Genomic DNA, 17,365 nt, shown 5'->3' with positions numbered 1-17,365 from the left:
ACAGAGTCACTCTTCTAAGTTCCTGGCGACCATGCGGACAAGGAAAATGGCGACGATATTGGCGAGAATAATCGCAATCACGCCACCCGCGGAGGCAATCCCCACATCAAAATCAAGCAATGCCCGGATATAAATGAGATAGGCCAAGTTTGTTGTAGCAAGCCCCGGGCCACCGGCTGTGGTGACAAAAATCTCCGCAAAAATGGTCATCAAGAAGATCATCTCGATCATGATCACCACGCTAATCGCCCGTTTTAGATGTGGCAGCGTGATAAAAAAAAAAATCGCGATAGGGCCTGCGCCATCCATGCGCGCAGCCTCTACTTGATCTTCATCCAATGACTGCATGGCGGTCAGCAGTATAAGTAACGCAAATGGTAGCCATTGCCATGCCACGATAATGATGATTGAGGTCAGCGGCAGCGAAGAGAACCAATCCAGTGCAGGTAGCCCTAACGACTCAGCCAGCCATGCCAGCACCCCGTTGGAAGGGTGCATCATCATGTTTTTCCATACCAAGGCACTAACCGTGGGCATCACAAAAAAAGGCGAAATTGCCAACACTCGGGCAATGCCACGCCCTGCAAACTCTTGCTGAAATAACACTGCCAGCAAGGTGCCACCAACAACCGTAATAGCTAACACCCAGCCAACCAGTAGTAGCGTTGTGCCCATGGCAGACCAAAGGGCTGGATCGGTTAACAGATACTCGTAGTTTTCTACCCCGGCAAAGCCAGACATACCGGGCATTAGTAGGTTATAGCGCTGAAGTGAGAACCAGATAGTCATGCCCAATGGCACGATCATCCAGAGCAATAGTAGCGTTACCGCGGGAGCTTGAAGCGAGAGCGTTCGTAGCCCACCGACCGTACGGCCAGAAGCACGTGTTTTATTCATGGGAGTACCTGCCAAAAAGCTGATCTGCTAGGAAACATCCATTAAACGCCTGCCCAACGGTGAGGCAGACGTTGATTTTTATCGCTCGATGTAGCCAGCTCGTTGCATAGTGCGCTCGGTCGCGCGTTGAGCACCCTCTAGCGCCTCGGCTACCGTATCGCTCCCAGTTAACGCTGCCGCAATGGACTGCCCCACTTGCGTTCCAATCGATTGGAATTCAGGAATACCAACAAACTGCACACCGACATAAGGATTTGGCTCTAGAGTAGAATCGGTAGGATCCGCATTCTGAATGGCTTCAAGTACGAAACCAGCAAATGGTGCCGCTTCCATATACTGCTCGTTTGCATAAGTAGATTTGCGGGTGCCGGGAGGGACGTTAGTCCAGCCGTTAGTTTCACCCACAAGTTCTATGTATTCCTGTGAGGTTGCCCAAGTAATAAACTCGCGTGCAGCCTCTTTGTTCTCGGAAGACTCTGGAATCGCCAGCGCCCAAGACCATAACCAATGCGATCCTTTGGGGGTTTCGGCAATAGGAGCCGGTGCAAAGCCCAGACTCTCTGCCACGTCGGACTCATGCTCATCATAGAGTTTGCCAGCGGCTGACGTGGCATCCACCCACATCGCGCAGTTGCCACGTGAGAAAAGTGCCAGATTTTCATTAAAGCCGTTGGAACTTGCTCCTGGAGGCCCATAGTGATTTAGTAAATCAACGTAGAACTGAACAGCGCTTACCCAGGCTTCGGAAGTGAGTTCAGGGTTCCACTGTTCATCAAACCAGCGGCCGCCAAAGGTGTTAACTAGCGTAGAGACAAACGCCATGTTTTCACCCCAGCCAGGTTTACCACGCAAGCAAATACCCGCTAAACCGTCTTCAGAACCATGCAGCTGCTCGGCCCAACCACGCACCTGTTCCCAGGTTGGCTGCTCGGGCATTTCGATACCCGCTTGCTCAAACAGGTCTTTGCGGTAATACATCATTGAGCTTTCAGCATAGAACGGCAGTGCATGAAGCGTGCCATCTAAGCTAAGACCATCACGAACAGAGGCCAGTAAATCGTCTATCGCATAGTCGTCTGGCAAGTTATCAAGCGGTTCAAGCCAACCGCGTTCTGCCCAAATCGGCACTTCATACGTGCCAATCGTCATCACATCAAACTGACCACCGCTCGTCGCAATATCGGTGGTCATTCGCTGACGAAGTACGTTTTCCTCCAATACCACCCAGTCAAGCGTGATATCAGGATGGGCGTTTTCAAACGCATCCGTCAGGCTCTGCATAATCATCATGTCATTGTTATTGACTGTGGCCACAGTGATTTCAGTTTGGGCGTTTGCGGTTCCCGCGCCAGCAATAGCAGCGGCTAACGTGGCAATAGGCAAATGGCGTGTGAGACGCATAAAGCGTTTCTCCTTGGCAGATATTGGTATTATTATTAAATTGATCACTTTGATCATTGATCGAACAAATGATCGTATGTAAAGCCAAAAAAAGCAAAGCTTACGACCTTAGACTTTACGCTAATTCATTCATTGACTTGCATGTTGCAATGCACTATTGATCACTAAGTGATAGCGTCAACGATATGCCGTGCTGCAATTTCATCAGTGATCAGCCCCTTTAACCAGCCACCACGTAATGCGGCTAAGATCGCGGGTGCTTTATCGTGCCCCCCCGCTATCGCTACCATCAGGTGCTTTCCAAAACGCTCTAGTGGAAGGCTGGTCACGCGCCTTGTAATCGAGCAATCAATAATCTCACCGCGCTCATTCAGCGGCCAACCAAGCAATTCACCAACAGCTTTAAGGCTTAATAGCTCATCTAGCTCGCTTTCACTAATAAAGTGGTCTTGGAATAATGTGGCTTGGCGGTCGATTCTTCCTACTCCAATAAATGCCGCTTCTGATTCGCGCGCCACATCAGCAATCGCTTTAAATAATCGCTGTGTAAGCATGGCCTCTTTCTCAGCCAACGACTCCGCAACCACAGGCGCAGGCAGTAAAAAGCGTTCGCCGCCCGTTTTGTCAGCAAGAAGCATGACCGCATCATAGCGGTTAGCCGAGCCATCCCTTGCGACGTTTCCCACCAGAGATACAAACCGATGCTGAGGGCGTTCGGTACGGCGCAGGGCTTCAACAGCCGCCCTAACAGAGCGTCCGGTGCCTAACGAAAGTGTTAAGGGATCGCTGCGCTCCACTAACCGTGCCATTCGCTCTGCGCCTGCCACAGCAAGATAATACGCAGCACTGTCAGGCGCTTGACTATCGGCAGGCACCACATCGCAATAAGACAATCCAAAATAGTCCCGCAGCGCGCTGCCTAATGTCATGCAAGTAGAAATTGGATGATCAATATGAACTTTCACTAATCCTTCTTGCCTTGCAAGGGCTAAAAGGCGCTGGACACCTGGCCGAGAGACGCCTAACTGGCTGGCAATATCATCCTGAGTCATGCCCCCCACATACGACATCCAAGCAGCCCTGGCCGCCTGATCAAGCTTTATCTCAAACTTATCCATTGACTGACTCACTACTCTGTAAATTGAAATATCATCACACTAACGTCTTATCGCCCTTTCTCCGTTCAGATAGGACTCTTCCGCTATAGTTTATGATTTAGGAGATCAATTGATATGTACAAACTGGCTTTTTTTTGTCCTCATTGAAGATGCCGAGAGTGTTAAAGAAGCGGTCTTTGAAACAGGGGCTGGCCGACTTGGTGATTATGAAGCCTGCTGTTTTCAAACTCGCGGCACCGGCCAGTTCCGCCCGCTGGAGGGTGCGCAACCACACCTGGGTCACGTAGGGTCACTTGAAATTGTCGAAGAAGTAAAGGTTGAGCTTGTCTGCCGCGATGAACATATACGGGCAGCCATTGCGGCTCTGAAGCTAGCCCACCCCTATGAAGAGGTGGCCTATGATGTTTGGCAACTGGCCGATCTGTAATTCGGCGATACACTGCATTAAAAGAGCTTAGGCACTGCCAAAATAGCGCTCTCTATCTTCAGGAGTAATCGCGCTAATGTGTAATGGGTAGTGAGCACTTTTACGGTCTTCATAAAAGTGCTGCAAGGTGCGCTCAATCGTTGGGAAAGCAAGCTCATCCCAGGGAATTTCATGCTCTTCGAACAGCGCTACTTCTAAGCTTTCAGGACCTGCGCTAAAACCACCCAGAAGCTCAGCTCGGAAAATCATATACACTTGATTGATATGAGGCAGGTCAATGAGCGTGTATAAACCCTCCAGCTTGACCTCTGCAAAGGCTTCCTCCCAGGTTTCGCGAGCGGCGGCCTGCTGCGTGGTTTCAGCGTTTTCCATATAACCCGCGGGTAGTGTCCAATACCCTTTGCGAGGGGAAATCGCCCGTTTACACAGCAATATTTTATCGTCAATCACCGGCAACGTACCCGCAACAATCCGCGGATTCTGGTAATGAATAGTGCCACAGGCATCGCATAAATAGCGCGAACGGTCATCGCCTTCAGGAACAGCAAAACGGACTTTTTCACCACATTGACTACAAAAATTCATCGCGTTTTCTCTACGGCTGATGGGGTAAGGCTTTGACGTACTTGACGTCAATCACCGCTGCTGGGTAAAAGAGAACAAAGCAAATGGAAGCCCTATGTTAGAGAAACTGCGCAAACAGCTGCAACAGCACTCTCCTCAACGACTAGACCACGTTGTGATGCCAGAGGCTGCCGTGCTGATGCCCATTGTTGAGCGTCCCTCGCCCACACTGCTGTTTACACGGCGAGCTAGCCATCTCAGCACTCACAGTGGCCAAGTTGCGTTTCCAGGTGGCAAACGCGAGGCCTGTGATGCCGATCTCTATGCTACGGCTCTTCGCGAGGCAGAAGAAGAGATTGCGCTAGCGCCCTCCTTTGTACAACCCTTGGGAAGGTTATCAGACGTTATTTCACTGCACGGCATACGAGTAACCCCATGGGTCGGTATTATCCCGCCAGATTTACCTCTGGTAGCAGATCCCTCCGAACTAGACACTATTTTTGAAGTTCCCCTCAGCCATTTTCTAGACGATAAGCGCACCCACACCGATGTAATCACGGTGGATGGCGTTGATCACTATGTACCCAGCTACCATGTCGATGGCCACGTCATTTGGGGGCTTTCTGCAATGATGCTGGTAGAACTGTTGGCGGAAGGTTTTGGTATGGCTATTGATCTCTACCGGCGCCCTCCTGGGGCGTTACGTCACTATCCTGAAAGAAGCAGCCGCCTGCCGAAAGCAGCTCGCATGCCGACTAAGAGAACCATAAAATGATTGCCTCTGCAGCGCCTAACTCCCCGGCACATAGCCCACCCGCGATCAACCCTATTGCCCATATTGCACTGGTTGATGCGCTCGTTGAGCAAGGTTGGTACGTGGGTAACAACGTAATAGACCTTCAACTTTGCCAAGCGCTGCATCGTGAGCTGCACCATATGGCTGAACATGATGTACTCGATGAGGCGGGCATTGGCCGTGGCAAAGAGCATCACCTTCGCAAAGATATTCGCGGTGATGCCATTCACTGGTTGGATAGGGAAAGCGAAGCCCAACGCCGCTATCTTGACGCCATGGCAGAACTCCAGCAATCCCTCAATCAGGCGCTTTTCCTTGGGTTATTTGAGTACGAGGCACACTTTGCCCATTACCCCCCAGGCGCGTTTTATCAACGCCACCTGGATAGCTTCCGTGGGCGAGCCAACCGGGTTATTTCCACCGTCGGTTACCTAAACCCTCAGTGGCCCACGGATGGCGGCGGAGAGATGGTCATTTATCACCCTGACACCCCTACTCAGGAAGTCGCCCGAGTGATGCCTGAAGCCGGTACGTTTGCCTGCTTTTTATCCGAAACCATTCCCCATGAGGTGCTGCCCACTCAGCAGCCACGGGCCAGCATTGCCGGCTGGGTTAGGCGCAATGCCTCGCTGGGTGGTGTGCTCGACCCGGCGCGCTGAATCGCTATGGATACCGTTAACGAAGCTACACTAAACGCCAGGATCAAGGCACTGGAAGCACAAAACGCAGCGTTGGAAGAAGAGAAGCGTCATTATCAGTGGCTGGCAGAAAGTACCACTGATCTGATATCTCGCCATGCTCGTGACGGTACTTTTTTATATGCCTCCCAGGCCGCGCGAGATTTACTGGGCTACGAACCGGAAGAGCTGATTGGCGTGTCGGCGTATCAGCTGTTCCATCCCGCCGATTTAAGCGATCTACTGAACAAATCACCTCGGGTCTACTATCACGATGGTTTTTATCAGCAAACGTATCGGTTTCGGGCTAAAGCAGGCCACTATGTTTGGTTTGAGACCACCAGCCGAACCCGCCGAGATGCTGCCACAGGTGAGCTAATTGATATTTTATGTGTCTCTCGGGACGTGAGCCGGCGAGTTCATGCCGAAGCAACGCGAGAGCGCTTAGCCCAGGTGGTCGAATCTACCACCGACTACGTGCTCTTTTTAGGGCCTAACCAGCATATTTTCAGCGCCAACGAAGCAGCTCGACGCTGTTTCTCACTCCCACGAGATGCAATGCAAGTTGACCTATCAGCGCTTTATCAAGCTGACTCATTGGCACTACTGGAACAGGTGGTATTCCCTGCCGTTGAACGCTATGGCTCCTGGAGCGGCGAGCTAGAAATGCTCAGCGCGAACGGCTCCGTTCCCGTGCTTAGTGTCGTGCTTACTCACCGCAGCCGAGGGGCGGAGCCTGGGCACTTCGCACTAATTAATCGCGATATTAGCGTGCGTAAAGCTGCCGAAGCTCAGGCACGTCGGCACCAGGAACAAATTGCCCACGCCAACCGGTTAGCCGCCGCTGGAGAGCTTGCGTCTAATATTGCCCACGAACTCAACCAGCCCCTAGGCGCTATCGCCAACTACACCAGCGGTGCTCTTTTGAAAGCGAAGCACACGCCAAACTTGCCCGCTAGCGAGCTACAGTTGCCACTGGCCCGCATTGACGAGCAGGTGCAGCGTCTTGCCCAGCGACTCCGCCATATGCGCAGCTTTGTGCGTAAGCGAAGCCACTGCGTCAGGCCCCTGGTGCTTGAACAGGTCATTGCCGCCGCCTTTCAACTGTGTGACTGGCAGTATAAGCAAGCATCTGTTCAACTTACCCAACAGCTGCCGCACGGGTTGCCACGTATTTATGCGGACCCTATTGCCCTTGAGCAAGTAATCGTTAACCTATTGCTCAATGCGCTAACCGCTAGCCGTGACACCCTCGGCGCCAGTCAGGTCATCGTATCCGCGCAAAAAAGCGGCAATCGGCAGTTGACCCTTAGCGTTGAAGACCAAGGTCCAGGTGTAGCGCCAGCCCACCAAGACACTATTTTTGATGCCTTTTTCACCACGCGCGATGAAGGGTTGGGAATGGGGCTCGCAATTAGCCGTTCGCTAATGGAAAGCATGGGGGGTGCGCTTACTCTACGCCCTAAGCAAAGCGTGAAAGGCGCATGTTTTGATATAACACTTCGCACAGAAACAAGCGCATGATCGCGCAATCAGTGCATCACCAGGGGCCAGTAATGACCAGCAGTGTTGAACGAAAATCTCCCGCCATTATTGCGGTTGTTGATGATGATCAGGCACTGCGCGAATCGCTGGTTTGGCTGCTCGAGTCAGTCGGATTAACCGCTCAGGCGTTTCACGGCGGCGAGCAATTCTTAGCTAACCAACATGATGAACTAGGCGCGCTACTGCTTGATGTTCGTATGCCGGGAATGAGTGGTCTTCAAGTGCAGCAACAGCTGGTTGATCAAGGCGCTTCCCTGCCCGTCATTATGATGACAGGGCATGGTGATGTTCCTATGGCGGTGGCTGCACTGAAAAATGGCGCTTTTGACTTTATCGAAAATCCGTTTAACCATCAGCAGTTGATTGACAGCGTGCAACAGGCGTTAGGCAGCGCCCATCAACAGCGGCGGGCTAAACAACAGCTGGCACTGCTGCGGGCACGCTACCAATCCCTACGCCCGAAAGAGCAGCGCATTGTGATTCATGTAGCAGAAGGCATGACCAGTCGTGAAATTGCCGAACACATGGCAGTTAGTGGTAAAACCGTCGAGGTCTACCGGCTAAGAGCAATGAAGGCCATGCACGCTGCAAATTTGGCAGAGCTGGTGCGTCAAGCGGTGGCGTTAGAGCTCGTTTCTCCGCTCAGCGCCACCCATATTGATAGCGAACAACCTAGCTAAGTGGAACAATCTGGCCATTGGCTGGTTCCAGCACATTACGCACCTGCTCGTAATCAATGCTGTGTTCATCACCTTCATGGGCCTCAATTAGACTGACCACTTCTAGCAGCGTTTCCATACCGAAACTCTGCTCATCCGTGGGCGTAAAAGCCTGAACATAGGCGTTACCGTTACTACCCCAGCCCACCTTGACAGGTGTGTCGATAATATTCACCTGCGTGCCTACCGGAATGCGCCAGAACACAGACTCAATGTCTTCTGGGTGCATACGAATACAGCCCCGGCTAGCGCGCATGCCAATACCGTCGGGCTGATTAGTGCCATGAATGAGGTAGCCTGGGATATCCAACAAAATAGCGTATTGCCCTAAAGGATTATCCTCACCTGGCGGAACCACTGCTGGCGCAGGATCGCCGCGCTGGGCAGCTTCTCGGCGAATAGATTCAGGTGGGTACCATGCAGGATTCTCCAGGCGCATGGTGGTCTTAGTAATGCCCAGCGGCGTGTTGAACGCATCGCGTCCAATTCCAATGGGATAGGTCTCTACCCGTGGCGCTTTGCCCTCTTCCACCTCTGGATAATAATAGAGACGTAGCTCAGCGACATTAATCACAATGCCAGTCCGCGGCTCGTCCGGCAGAATATATTGGCCGGGAATCGTCACCTCAGTCCCTTCGCCTGGTATCCAGATACTCGTATCCGGATTAGCCATACGAATCTCTTCGTAACCCACATTATGCTCACGGGCGATGTCGAGCAGGGTATCCTCTTTTTTTGCCGCAACGGTATACATCTCGCCCACCATATTACCCTCATCAGGGAGCAAAAAGTGGCCTTTGGGTAACTCGCTCTCACTGGCAACAGCACCGGATGCAAACAGCCAAGCACCCAGGGCGACGCTGCTAGCCCACAATTTTTTAACCTGTTGAAGCGTTTGATACCGCGCGATAAACGTCATGGGGTCTCCTTTATTATATGACCCAAGGCACTATCTGCTGTGAGGCAGTCTGCTGTGGGGGATTTGCGTACGAATATGGACAAGGGGTCTGGATGGGTCAATTCGACAGACTGTCGCAGTAATCTCATTGCCCAACGTGAATGGGACATTTCGCTGAGGGTGATTTTAACGTTTATTAATAAATCTAACACGTCCTGGTTTAACGCTGACGCGCATTTGAATTGATCTTAATTAAGAGTTCTTTATTAGCATTGCAATACAGCGCGCAGCACCTACCTTTATAAGTGCCTGCGCACAGCAACGTGTGGGGCCTCACTCATCACCAACAGGAACAGTAGCGCCACCTGATAGAAGGAACCTACCGGGTAGAGTTGGCCAGCAAGGAGCATGAAGGATGCCAACCAGTTTACCGCTACGACGTTACTTAGGGATTAACAGGTCAACTGTTAACGCCTTTATTGACATGCAAGGAGCAAAACGATGAAAACGACTTTCCTCAGCACGCTGGTTATTCCTACATTTATTGCAGTCGCTGGTGTTGCCCACGCAAGTGATGACAATCAGACCGGTATGGAAGCCTCTTATTTGACCCAAGCGCCGCAGGGCACTTTCTACTCAGATTCTCTAACGGGCAATCAAGTAAGAAGCAGCGTTGAAAACAATGAAGACATCGGCACAATTAACGACTTAATCATCGATGAAGATGGGCAAATTAATGCCGTCGTTGTAGGCGTGGGTGGTTTCCTGGGTATGGGCGAAAAAGATGTCGCCATCGAATGGGATTCGCTTGAGCTTACCAAGGATGAAGATGGCGAAGATTACGTTATATCGGTAAATGCCTCCGAAGATGCTCTTAAAAACGCTGAAGAGTACAAACGTAACGATGACAATGAAACCGAACGTGATACTGAGCTTAATAACAGCGAGAGTGACGATAAGCTTAAAAACGAGTAATGCGTGCGGTTAGCGCGGTTCTCGCGAGCGAGACTTTCTCGCTGAATTAGCAGTTCGTACCCACTGTTACAGGGCCTTGCCTAACCGCAAGGCCCTTTTCGTGAGTGCTTTGAGCGGCTGTTACTTAAAAAGAGCATAAAAAAGCGCTGCATTATGCATCGCTTTTTGGCGTTATCTGACGTTCGAATCAACCCTTCAATTTTGCGTCCATAGTAATGTCGGCATTTAATACTTTGGAAACAGGGCAGTTCGCTTTAGCGGTTTCGGCGGCTTCTTGGAAGGCTGCGTCATCGGCACCGCTTACACTGGCCACAACATCCAAATGAATATTGGAAATATCAAAGCCTTCTGCGCTCTGTGAAAGCGTTACACGAGCATTGGTATCAATAGCCTCAGCGGTAAAACCTTTCTCTCCAAGAATCATAGAAAGCGCCATTGAAAAACAGCTTGCATGGGCGGCGCCAATTAACTCTTCCGGATTAGTGCCAGGCTCACCTTCAAAGCGCTGCTTGAACGAATAGCCAGCATCCAATGCTCCACTTTCCGTCGCTACTTTGCCTTGACCATCTTTAAGTCCACCTTCCCAGCGTGCGCTTGCTTTACTATCCATTGCGTTCTCCTTTCCTTTGATAGTTAGCGTAAACTCGTTTTAAGGACGCAAACACTACGTCCGCCAACTCAATCAGCGTAGCTGATTCTATCGCCGCTGCCGAATTTACTCGGCAGACAGACTGTCTAATTGTGCAGCTACATCACGTTCTGTACTGCTTTGCTCTGTAATGCCCTGCAGTGATCGAATGGAACGCTCTCCACGCTCTTCAAAAGAGTCGTTAAGATCGATCCTTAACTCAACGCGGCGATTGTCCGCTCGTCCTTCAGGCGTGTCATTGGAAGCCAACGGCCTAGTATCAGCGAAGCCTTGTATCATCAGTCGCTCTGGCGTTAGCTCTTCAGTGGCAACAAGCACGTTTGCAACAGAAGACGCACGCAACGCGGACAAATCCCAGTTACTTCGAAAACGGGACGTGCGGATAGGCACGTTGTCCGTATGCCCCTCAATTGAAACCGTTCCGGTGACAGCGGCTAATACCGTTGCCAGCTCTTCCAGCAGATCAGCAAACGCGGGCATGACATCGGCGTTACCGGAGCCAAATGTGCCCTGCTCAGAAATCCTGACGACCACGCGAAACTGATCGACCTCAATGTCGGCAACACCTTCTAACGACGATGCTTTAAGCAAATCTTCGAGACTAGCGGCCACTTGAAGGGTTCGCTGCTGTCGTTGTACATCCAGCATGCTACGCATGGATTCCAACTGTGGTTGCTGCTGGGTAGTTCGTTGTCGCACTTCGTCTAACAAGGTGCGGTCAGGTACTGCTGGAGAAAACTGCTGGAATACCGCACTGGTCCCCATAGGGATTTGGGTAGCCTCAACATCGCGCTGCACGCCGAAGGCTTTTGATAGCTCCTCCGCCACACGGCGAAACTTTTCAGCATCAATTTCTGCAAACGACAATAGCAACACAAAAAAGCATAACAATAGCGACATTAAATCCGCGTATGTCACCATCCAAGCAGGAATATTGGTCTGTTTTTGCGCCATGGATTACGTTCGCTCGCCAGCAGGGCCGGTTTCACCTGAGCCTGGCAAGCCACGGTGCTCAGGGGGCAAATAGATGGTCAGCATTTGCTCAAGCACTCGTGGATTTTTATCGCTCTTAATGGCAATCAGCGCGTCGATCCACAGCTCCTGCATTTTGGCTTCCTGGTTCATCCGCACCCATAGTTTTTGAGCGATCGGGTTGGCGATCATCGTTGCAATCATTGCACCATATAAGGTGGTTAACAGAGCAACCGCCATAGCAGGCCCAATTAAAGAAGGGTCGCCCATATTGGAAAGCATTTGTACCAAGCCTACCAGGGTGCCAATCATTCCCATCGCGGGAGACACTTCACCTAACGCCGAAAATACTTGGCCGCCAGCTTCGTTTCGTTCCAGCGTCAGCAGGCGCTCTTTTTCCATCATGTCTTTAATCATTTCGGCGCTGTAGCCGTCGGCCAACATTTGTAGGCCTTTCTTAAGAAACGGAGAATTCACCTCTCGGCTTTCTAACGCAATCATCCCCTCACGGCGGGCAACTTTCGCCAGCTCGACTAATTCATCGATACTTGCTTGAACGCTAGGCAACTGGAATTTAAACGCCCGCGCCGCCGCTTTTAAGGCAAATTTAAATTGGGTGATACTAAACTTCGCCAACACAACAAACAGGCTTCCCCCGACCACTAGCAGCAACCCCGTCGGGTTCATAAACACCTCAGGCGAAGTGCCCATGATTACAGAGGCCCCCACTAACACAGCAGCCCCTACCAAACCTATTAGCGTTGCGAGATCCACGGCCTTCCCTCAAGAATGTAAAAAAATGCTAACTAGCGATTTGCCGAGACAGTAGAGTTTCCTTGCAACAGCGTCAACGCCAAATCGATAACGTTACACAGATTGACAAACGCACTAACTCTTTTTTAGCAAACGCTGATGCACGGGCAGTCTTGGGTATTCGCTTTCCAACGCTTTATCGCTAAGCTGAGCAACTCTATGGCACTCACCACGTGGATGGTCGCCGCAATTAATCTAAGGACACATCATGTCATCGACTGATGCGCTGCGCTTACTACTGCTGTCTTCGCTATGGGGGCTATCTTTTATTTTTATGCGCGTCGCAGCACCGGAGTTTGGTCCAGTCCCGCTCGTGCTAATAAGGATGGGCATAGGCGCACTGCTTTTAGTGCCATTGCTAATGAGCCTGCGCTATTTAACGCTAATTTGGCAGCATAAAGGTTCGCTATTGATACTGGGTATCATTAACCATGTGCTACCTTTTTCATTACTGGCGTTGGCAACGACTCGTTTAGAGGCGGGTTTTACGTCGCTTATTAACGCCACTACACCGATTTTTACCGCGTTATTGGGCGCTGCTTTTTTTGCCACACCCATTCAGCGCCAACAATATCTAGGGTTAGCGTTGGCGTTGTTTGGTGTGTATGTGCTTTCTGCTGATCGGCTAGACTTCGCCCTAGGCGGCGACGGCTGGTTTATTGTTGCCGTACTCGGCGCAACGTTTTGTTATGGGCTTGCCGGTAACTACTCGAAAACGCGCTTGAGTCATCTACCCAGCCGCGTGCTGGCGGCCGGTAGCAGCGCGATGTCAGCACTGGTGTTACTAGTACCTGGTCTGCTGCTCTGGCCAAGCGAGCCAGTCAGCGTGCTTGCCTGGGGTAACGCCCTGGCGCTGGCGATGCTAAGCACCACCCTCGCGTTCCTGCTTTACTTCGGTCTATTAGCCAGTGCAGGCGCTACCGCCACGTCAACCGTCACTTTTTTGATTCCCGTCAGCGCGCTGCTGTGGGGATATTTACTGCTTGATGAAACGCTTAGCCTTCAAGTGGTGACTGGGATGGTGATTACCCTGTCAGGCACCGCCATTGCCACCCGGCTATTAAAGTTTAGGTCTCGCGGTGCGTTGACACCACCTCGTCCCCCACACGAATAGTGCCTCCTTGCCCTGTGGTCAGCGTGGCATTTTGGCCAAAGTGAGCTCCCTTCAGGTGAGGCTGAGTGTTCAGAGAAAGCAGTGTTTTGAGGGGTTCTGCCTGCGCCGGTATGGTGCCAGTATGCTGATCAACCGTGGTGATTTTGCAGCGCTGACAGGGCTTACGAAGCGTCAGCTCATAGCCGCCTTCACCCGCGAGTGTTGCCCACTGGTCTTCCGCCCAGGCATCATCACAGTCGATCACAATATTCGGCCGAAAACGGTTCATCGGTACAGGGGATTGCCCATTGGCAACAAGTGCTTGATTCAAAGCATCCAGAGAGCCGGTGGTGGTTATCAGAAAAGGGTAGCCATCAGAAAAGTAGGTATGGGCCTCGCCTCCCGCCAGAAAATCCTCTTCAACAGAACGCGTAAACTCTGTAGCAAAGCGCACCAAACTGATGCCTTGTGCTTGCTCCCCCAGCGCCGCCACAAGCCAGCGGGATACGTCGTCGCTTTCTGGCAGTGCTTTGCAGTGATCGCTCCACACCTTTACAAGGCGTAAATTGCCCTGGGGGTCTTCAAGGGAAATCGCGATCGGGTCTACCTTCGGGTGAGATAGCACTAATGCTTGATCGGTTAATTCAACCGCGATGGTGGCAAGCCCTGGTAACTGGCGCTGAGTGACAAAACGCTGCTGTGCATCCACCAGCATCCAACGGCGATCCCAGGCCAACCCATGACCATGGAGTTCACTTTGAGTAACGCTAATTCCTTTCAGGGATTTAACCGGATAGACCGTGAGCTGGGTAATCTTCATGACAATCTCGCACTCAATATGGCAGGTTTTAATGACCTTTTTAATGATCAACTTTTAATTAATAGCCTATCGAGTTTGCCAGCTCGCCGCTAGCTACTTAGCGGCTAAAGCGTTTTACCTGCCTCAATTCGATACCCCAAATCCATCACCTGTTGTTCAAGTGATTCGCCACGGATGCGCGACAACAGTGTTTTCGCGGCGGCTTCTCCAATGGCTTGCCGGGGGGTGATAACACTGGCAAGACGCGGCGTCATTGCCTGGCCGACATCATGGCCATGAAACCCGGCAATCGCCATCTGTGCGGGAACATCGACGCCGTGGCGCAAACACTCAAAGTAAGCCCCTACCGCAACATCGTCATTGGTGCAGAAAATGCCATCGGCACCAGGGTGATCTCTCTGAATTTCCTGCATAAGCGCCGCCCCAACACTATAGGAAGAGCGCTGACTGCTCTGCAGCGTTATCGGCATTAAGCCCTGCTCTTCCATGGCTTGGCGATAGCCTTGCTCGCGCTGACGTGTCCGCTCATCCAGGCGCACGGCAAGATAAATTATCTGGCGCCTGCCACGACGGATCATCTCACTCACCATATCGTAAGCCGCCTGAACGTTATCGTAACCCACCGCCTGCTGCAGTGGCGGGCGACGGGTATCCATAATTTCCACAATAGGAATACCTGCTGTCTCCAACATCCGCAGGCTACGCGGCGTGTGATCGCGGTCAGACAAGATGACGCCGTCCACATTATAAGACAGCAGTGAGGCCAAACTGCGTTCTTCAAGCTCGGGGCTGTAACCGTAGTGGGAGAGCATCAAGTGATATCCGGCAGGCTCGGTATACGCCTCGATACCCACAATGACATCAGCAAATACCTGGTTGGTTAGCGATGGTACTAGTACGCCGATAGAGTGGCTGGTGGCCCGAGAAAGCAGGTCTGGTGCCCGATTGGGAATATAGCCAATTTGTTCGGCAACGCTAAAAATACGTTCGCGAAGCCCTTCCGAGACCGTATCAGGGTCTCGCAAACAACGACTGACGGTCATTTTCGTCGCGTCAACGCGATCAGCAATATCTTGTAATGTCGGGCGTTTTTTCTTCAACGGCGTCACTCATTGTTCTGTTAAACACGCAGGGGCCATACCATAGCGAATAGTAAGGCCCCTCGCCTATACCATCCTTTAGCCTAATTAACGCGCAGCGAGGGCGCTAGCGCTGCCGTAAAGCGCTCAACAATCTCGTCAGGCGATAGTGCAATGGATACGGTCACTGCCTCATCACTACTTGGCGGCTCTAAATCGGCAAGTTGGCTTGCCAGCATGCTGTCGCCTTTAAAGAAGTGCCCTGCCCTGGTTTCCAACCGCTCACGCAGTAGCGCGTGACTTCCCTCCAGATATAAAACACGCAGTGCGGAGTCACCTTCACGCAGACGATCCCGATAGCGTTTTTTAAGACCGGAACAGGCAATGACTACAGAGGCATTGCGCGCTTTATGCGCTGCGAACAAGTCAGCAAGCGTTGACAGCCAGTCACGACGATCGTCGTCATTCAGAGGCGTACCGCTGGCCATTTTCGCCACGTTTGCCGGTGAATGATGGTCGTCACCGTCAATAAACGCTGCCCCCAGTTCTGCCGCTAACTGCTGTCCAACATGAGATTTTCCTGACCCAGAAACGCCCATGACAAGAATACGATGTGATGGCTTATTCACTCGATGCTCCTATCAATTGCCGCGAACGGCGGTGAGGTCAGGCAGCCAAGTAACAATGCCAGGGAACGCAATCAGCACCACCAGAACAACGATCAAAGCGGCGTAGTAAGGCAGCATGGCTTTTACTAGGGATTCCATAGACACCTTGCCAACGCCACACCCTACGTACAGGCAGGGGCCCACCGGAGGTGTTAACAGCCCAATACCTAAAATAAAGGCCATTAGAACGCCAAAGTAAGCGGCATCAACACCCACCGATGTCACAATCGGCGCAAGCATTGGCGCCATAATCACCATGGCTGGCGTTAGGTCCATTACGAAGCCCACCAACAGCAATAGCCCCGCCACAATCAGCAGCAGCAAAAACGGTTCTTGAGTAATTGCCTGCACTTGGCGAACTAAGGTTTGTGGAACCATGTTAATGGTTAAAAACCAGGCAATAACGGTGGCAAATGCCAGCAGCATCATCACCATGCCGGTGAGCCTTGCCGTGCGAATTAACATACCGCCCAACTCGCTGAGCTTAAATTCACGGTATACCAGCAGAGAAATGGCCAGCGAATAAAGCAATGCAGCAACGGCTGCTTCGGTGGCAGTGAACACACCGCCAATAATGCCACCAATGACGATCACAGGGAGCACCAGTGCTAACCAGGCATCTTTAAACGCTTTCCACAACCGATCCCAGCGGAATTGGCGAACACCGCCACCCTGCTTGCTCGCTAGAATAAAGGTGGTCACCATTAGCGCGGCACCAATTAGCAGGCCAGGAACAATCCCCGCAATAAACAGGCGACTGATCGACGTCTCGGTAACAATGCCATATAAAATAAGCGGTATGGACGGTGGAATAATAATGCCGATCACCGACGACACCGTGTTAATCGCCGTAGCGTTTGCAGCGGTGTAACCTTGTTGTTTCATCGACGGAATCATCATGGCACCGGTCGCGGCAGTATCCGCTAACGCCGAGCCACTGATCCCGCCAAAAAACATCGAGCCGGTAATGGCTACCTGGCCAAGCCCGCCGCGCATAAAGCCAACCAGCGCACCTGCAAGCTCCATTAAGCGTCGGGCAATTCCCCCATTGCTCATCACTTCACCGACGAGAATAAAGAACGGAATCGCCAGCAGCGGGAAGCTATTCACACCTCGGATTGACTGCTCAATCATAATCGATAGCGGTATATCAGAGAGCACCGCCATCACCAGGGCAGCGACCCCTAAGCCAAACGCAATCGGCAAACCAATCACAATAGACGCCAATAATATGGCTAGAAAAATCCACAGCAT

Annotated in this window: 18 protein-coding genes and 1 pseudogene; 7 read left to right on the top strand and 12 right to left on the bottom strand. The window is 51.8% G+C overall.

What is annotated here, in order from left to right; all coding sequences use genetic code 11:
* Positions 1–6: 6 nt before the first annotated feature.
* The 3 genes from REH51_RS14125 to REH51_RS14115 all read right to left on the bottom strand — a co-directional run bounded on the left by REH51_RS14125 (position 7) and on the right by REH51_RS14115 (position 3,416).
* Entirely contained in the window at positions 7–897 is an 891-nt protein-coding gene (locus REH51_RS14125; RefSeq protein ID WP_009722484.1) for a carbohydrate ABC transporter permease, read from the bottom strand.
* Positions 898–975: 78 nt separating this feature from the next.
* Positions 976–2,298 (bottom strand): ABC transporter substrate-binding protein, encoded by a 1,323-nt coding sequence (locus REH51_RS14120; RefSeq protein WP_009722483.1) that lies wholly within the window; start codon positions 2,296–2,298, stop codon positions 976–978.
* Positions 2,299–2,462: 164 nt separating this feature from the next.
* Positions 2,463–3,416, bottom strand: coding sequence for a sugar-binding transcriptional regulator (locus tag REH51_RS14115; protein WP_009722482.1), 954 nt, complete (start codon positions 3,414–3,416; stop codon positions 2,463–2,465).
* Between the two features lie 114 nt (positions 3,417–3,530).
* Here REH51_RS14115 and REH51_RS14110 point away from each other — a divergent pair.
* Positions 3,531–3,843 (top strand): annotated as a pseudogene (locus REH51_RS14110) (NGG1p interacting factor NIF3).
* A gap of 27 nt (positions 3,844–3,870) precedes the next feature.
* On the opposite strand, the gene REH51_RS14105 reads toward REH51_RS14110, so the two are convergent.
* On the bottom strand, positions 3,871–4,428 hold the full coding sequence (locus REH51_RS14105) for an NUDIX hydrolase (RefSeq protein WP_009722480.1): 558 nt from the start codon (positions 4,426–4,428) through the stop codon (positions 3,871–3,873).
* A gap of 94 nt (positions 4,429–4,522) precedes the next feature.
* On the opposite strand from REH51_RS14105, the gene REH51_RS14100 reads away from it, so the two are divergent.
* The 4 genes from REH51_RS14100 to REH51_RS14085 are packed head-to-tail and all read left to right on the top strand — an operon-like array spanning position 4,523 to position 8,105.
* Entirely contained in the window at positions 4,523–5,182 is a 660-nt protein-coding gene (locus REH51_RS14100; protein WP_009722479.1) for a CoA pyrophosphatase, read from the top strand.
* Complete coding sequence (locus REH51_RS14095; RefSeq protein WP_498936120.1) at positions 5,179–5,862, top strand: 2OG-Fe(II) oxygenase; 684 nt, start codon at positions 5,179–5,181, stop codon at positions 5,860–5,862. Before REH51_RS14100 ends, REH51_RS14095 begins: the two co-directional genes overlap by 4 nt.
* A 6-nt stretch (positions 5,863–5,868) precedes the next feature.
* Positions 5,869–7,404, top strand: a complete 1,536-nt coding sequence (locus REH51_RS14090) for a PAS domain-containing sensor histidine kinase (RefSeq protein ID WP_009722477.1) — start codon at positions 5,869–5,871, stop codon at positions 7,402–7,404.
* Positions 7,401–8,105, top strand: coding sequence for a response regulator transcription factor (locus REH51_RS14085; RefSeq protein ID WP_498936118.1), 705 nt, complete (start codon positions 7,401–7,403; stop codon positions 8,103–8,105). The genes REH51_RS14090 and REH51_RS14085 overlap by 4 nt, the downstream gene beginning before the upstream one ends.
* Here REH51_RS14085 and REH51_RS14080 read toward each other — a convergent pair.
* Positions 8,098–9,063: a L,D-transpeptidase family protein gene (locus REH51_RS14080; protein WP_498936116.1), complete on the bottom strand. Its 966-nt coding sequence runs from the start codon at positions 9,061–9,063 to the stop codon at positions 8,098–8,100. The genes REH51_RS14085 and REH51_RS14080 overlap by 8 nt on opposite strands.
* A 480-nt stretch (positions 9,064–9,543) precedes the next feature.
* Here REH51_RS14080 and REH51_RS14075 point away from each other — a divergent pair, with 480 nt between their 5' ends.
* A complete protein-coding gene (locus tag REH51_RS14075) occupies positions 9,544–10,017 on the top strand; it encodes a PRC-barrel domain-containing protein (RefSeq protein ID WP_009722474.1) in 474 nt (157 codons plus the stop codon).
* Positions 10,018–10,204: 187 nt separating this feature from the next.
* Here the strand turns inward: REH51_RS14075 and REH51_RS14070 are convergent, their stop codons facing one another.
* From REH51_RS14070 to REH51_RS14060, 3 genes are all read right to left on the bottom strand, one after another.
* Positions 10,205–10,627 (bottom strand): OsmC family protein, encoded by a 423-nt coding sequence (locus REH51_RS14070; RefSeq protein ID WP_009722473.1) that lies wholly within the window; start codon positions 10,625–10,627, stop codon positions 10,205–10,207.
* A 105-nt stretch (positions 10,628–10,732) separates the two neighbouring features.
* Positions 10,733–11,620: a flagellar motor protein MotB gene (locus tag REH51_RS14065; RefSeq protein ID WP_009722472.1), complete on the bottom strand. Its 888-nt coding sequence runs from the start codon at positions 11,618–11,620 to the stop codon at positions 10,733–10,735.
* A gap of 3 nt (positions 11,621–11,623) precedes the next feature.
* Positions 11,624–12,412: a MotA/TolQ/ExbB proton channel family protein gene (locus tag REH51_RS14060; protein ID WP_009722471.1), complete on the bottom strand. Its 789-nt coding sequence runs from the start codon at positions 12,410–12,412 to the stop codon at positions 11,624–11,626.
* A gap of 247 nt (positions 12,413–12,659) precedes the next feature.
* On the opposite strand from REH51_RS14060, the gene REH51_RS14055 reads away from it, so the two are divergent.
* On the top strand, positions 12,660–13,565 hold the full coding sequence (locus REH51_RS14055; RefSeq protein WP_009722470.1) for a DMT family transporter: 906 nt from the start codon (positions 12,660–12,662) through the stop codon (positions 13,563–13,565).
* On the opposite strand, the gene REH51_RS14050 is transcribed toward REH51_RS14055, so the two are convergent.
* From REH51_RS14050 to REH51_RS14035, 4 genes are all read right to left on the bottom strand, one after another.
* Positions 13,519–14,364, bottom strand: a complete 846-nt coding sequence (locus REH51_RS14050; RefSeq protein ID WP_009722469.1) for an MOSC domain-containing protein — start codon at positions 14,362–14,364, stop codon at positions 13,519–13,521. The genes REH51_RS14055 and REH51_RS14050 overlap by 47 nt on opposite strands.
* A 104-nt stretch (positions 14,365–14,468) precedes the next feature.
* A complete protein-coding gene (gene gntR / locus REH51_RS14045) occupies positions 14,469–15,464 on the bottom strand; it encodes a gluconate operon transcriptional repressor GntR (protein ID WP_009722468.1) in 996 nt (331 codons plus the stop codon).
* Between the two features lie 83 nt (positions 15,465–15,547).
* The gene (locus REH51_RS14040; RefSeq protein WP_009722467.1) at positions 15,548–16,072 is read right to left on the bottom strand and encodes a gluconokinase; all 525 of its coding nucleotides are present in this window, start codon (positions 16,070–16,072) and stop codon (positions 15,548–15,550) included.
* Positions 16,073–16,084: 12 nt separating this feature from the next.
* Entirely contained in the window at positions 16,085–17,365 is a 1,281-nt protein-coding gene (locus REH51_RS14035) for a TRAP transporter large permease (RefSeq protein WP_498936114.1), read from the bottom strand.

This window comes from Halomonas bluephagenesis, from assembly GCF_054790765.1.
Note: the sequence above shows the minus strand (reverse complement) of the source record. Positions and strands in the feature narration are given on the sequence as shown.

Coding starts and splice junctions, on each gene's coding strand:
- REH51_RS14125 (WP_009722484.1), bottom strand. CDS start 897: ATGAATAAAACACGTGCTTCTGGCCGTACGGTCGGTGGGCTACGAACG.
- REH51_RS14120 (WP_009722483.1), bottom strand. CDS start 2,298: ATGCGTCTCACACGCCATTTGCCTATTGCCACGTTAGCCGCTGCTATT.
- REH51_RS14115 (WP_009722482.1), bottom strand. CDS start 3,416: ATGGATAAGTTTGAGATAAAGCTTGATCAGGCGGCCAGGGCTGCTTGG.
- REH51_RS14105 (WP_009722480.1), bottom strand. CDS start 4,428: ATGAATTTTTGTAGTCAATGTGGTGAAAAAGTCCGTTTTGCTGTTCCT.
- REH51_RS14100 (WP_009722479.1), top strand. CDS start 4,523: ATGTTAGAGAAACTGCGCAAACAGCTGCAACAGCACTCTCCTCAACGA.
- REH51_RS14095 (WP_498936120.1), top strand. CDS start 5,179: ATGATTGCCTCTGCAGCGCCTAACTCCCCGGCACATAGCCCACCCGCG.
- REH51_RS14090 (WP_009722477.1), top strand. CDS start 5,869: ATGGATACCGTTAACGAAGCTACACTAAACGCCAGGATCAAGGCACTG.
- REH51_RS14085 (WP_498936118.1), top strand. CDS start 7,401: ATGATCGCGCAATCAGTGCATCACCAGGGGCCAGTAATGACCAGCAGT.
- REH51_RS14080 (WP_498936116.1), bottom strand. CDS start 9,063: ATGACGTTTATCGCGCGGTATCAAACGCTTCAACAGGTTAAAAAATTG.
- REH51_RS14075 (WP_009722474.1), top strand. CDS start 9,544: ATGAAAACGACTTTCCTCAGCACGCTGGTTATTCCTACATTTATTGCA.
- REH51_RS14070 (WP_009722473.1), bottom strand. CDS start 10,627: ATGGATAGTAAAGCAAGCGCACGCTGGGAAGGTGGACTTAAAGATGGT.
- REH51_RS14065 (WP_009722472.1), bottom strand. CDS start 11,620: ATGGCGCAAAAACAGACCAATATTCCTGCTTGGATGGTGACATACGCG.
- REH51_RS14055 (WP_009722470.1), top strand. CDS start 12,660: ATGTCATCGACTGATGCGCTGCGCTTACTACTGCTGTCTTCGCTATGG.
- REH51_RS14050 (WP_009722469.1), bottom strand. CDS start 14,364: ATGAAGATTACCCAGCTCACGGTCTATCCGGTTAAATCCCTGAAAGGA.
- REH51_RS14035 (WP_498936114.1), bottom strand. CDS start 17,365: ATGCTGTGGATTTTTCTAGCCATATTATTGGCGTCTATTGTGATTGGT.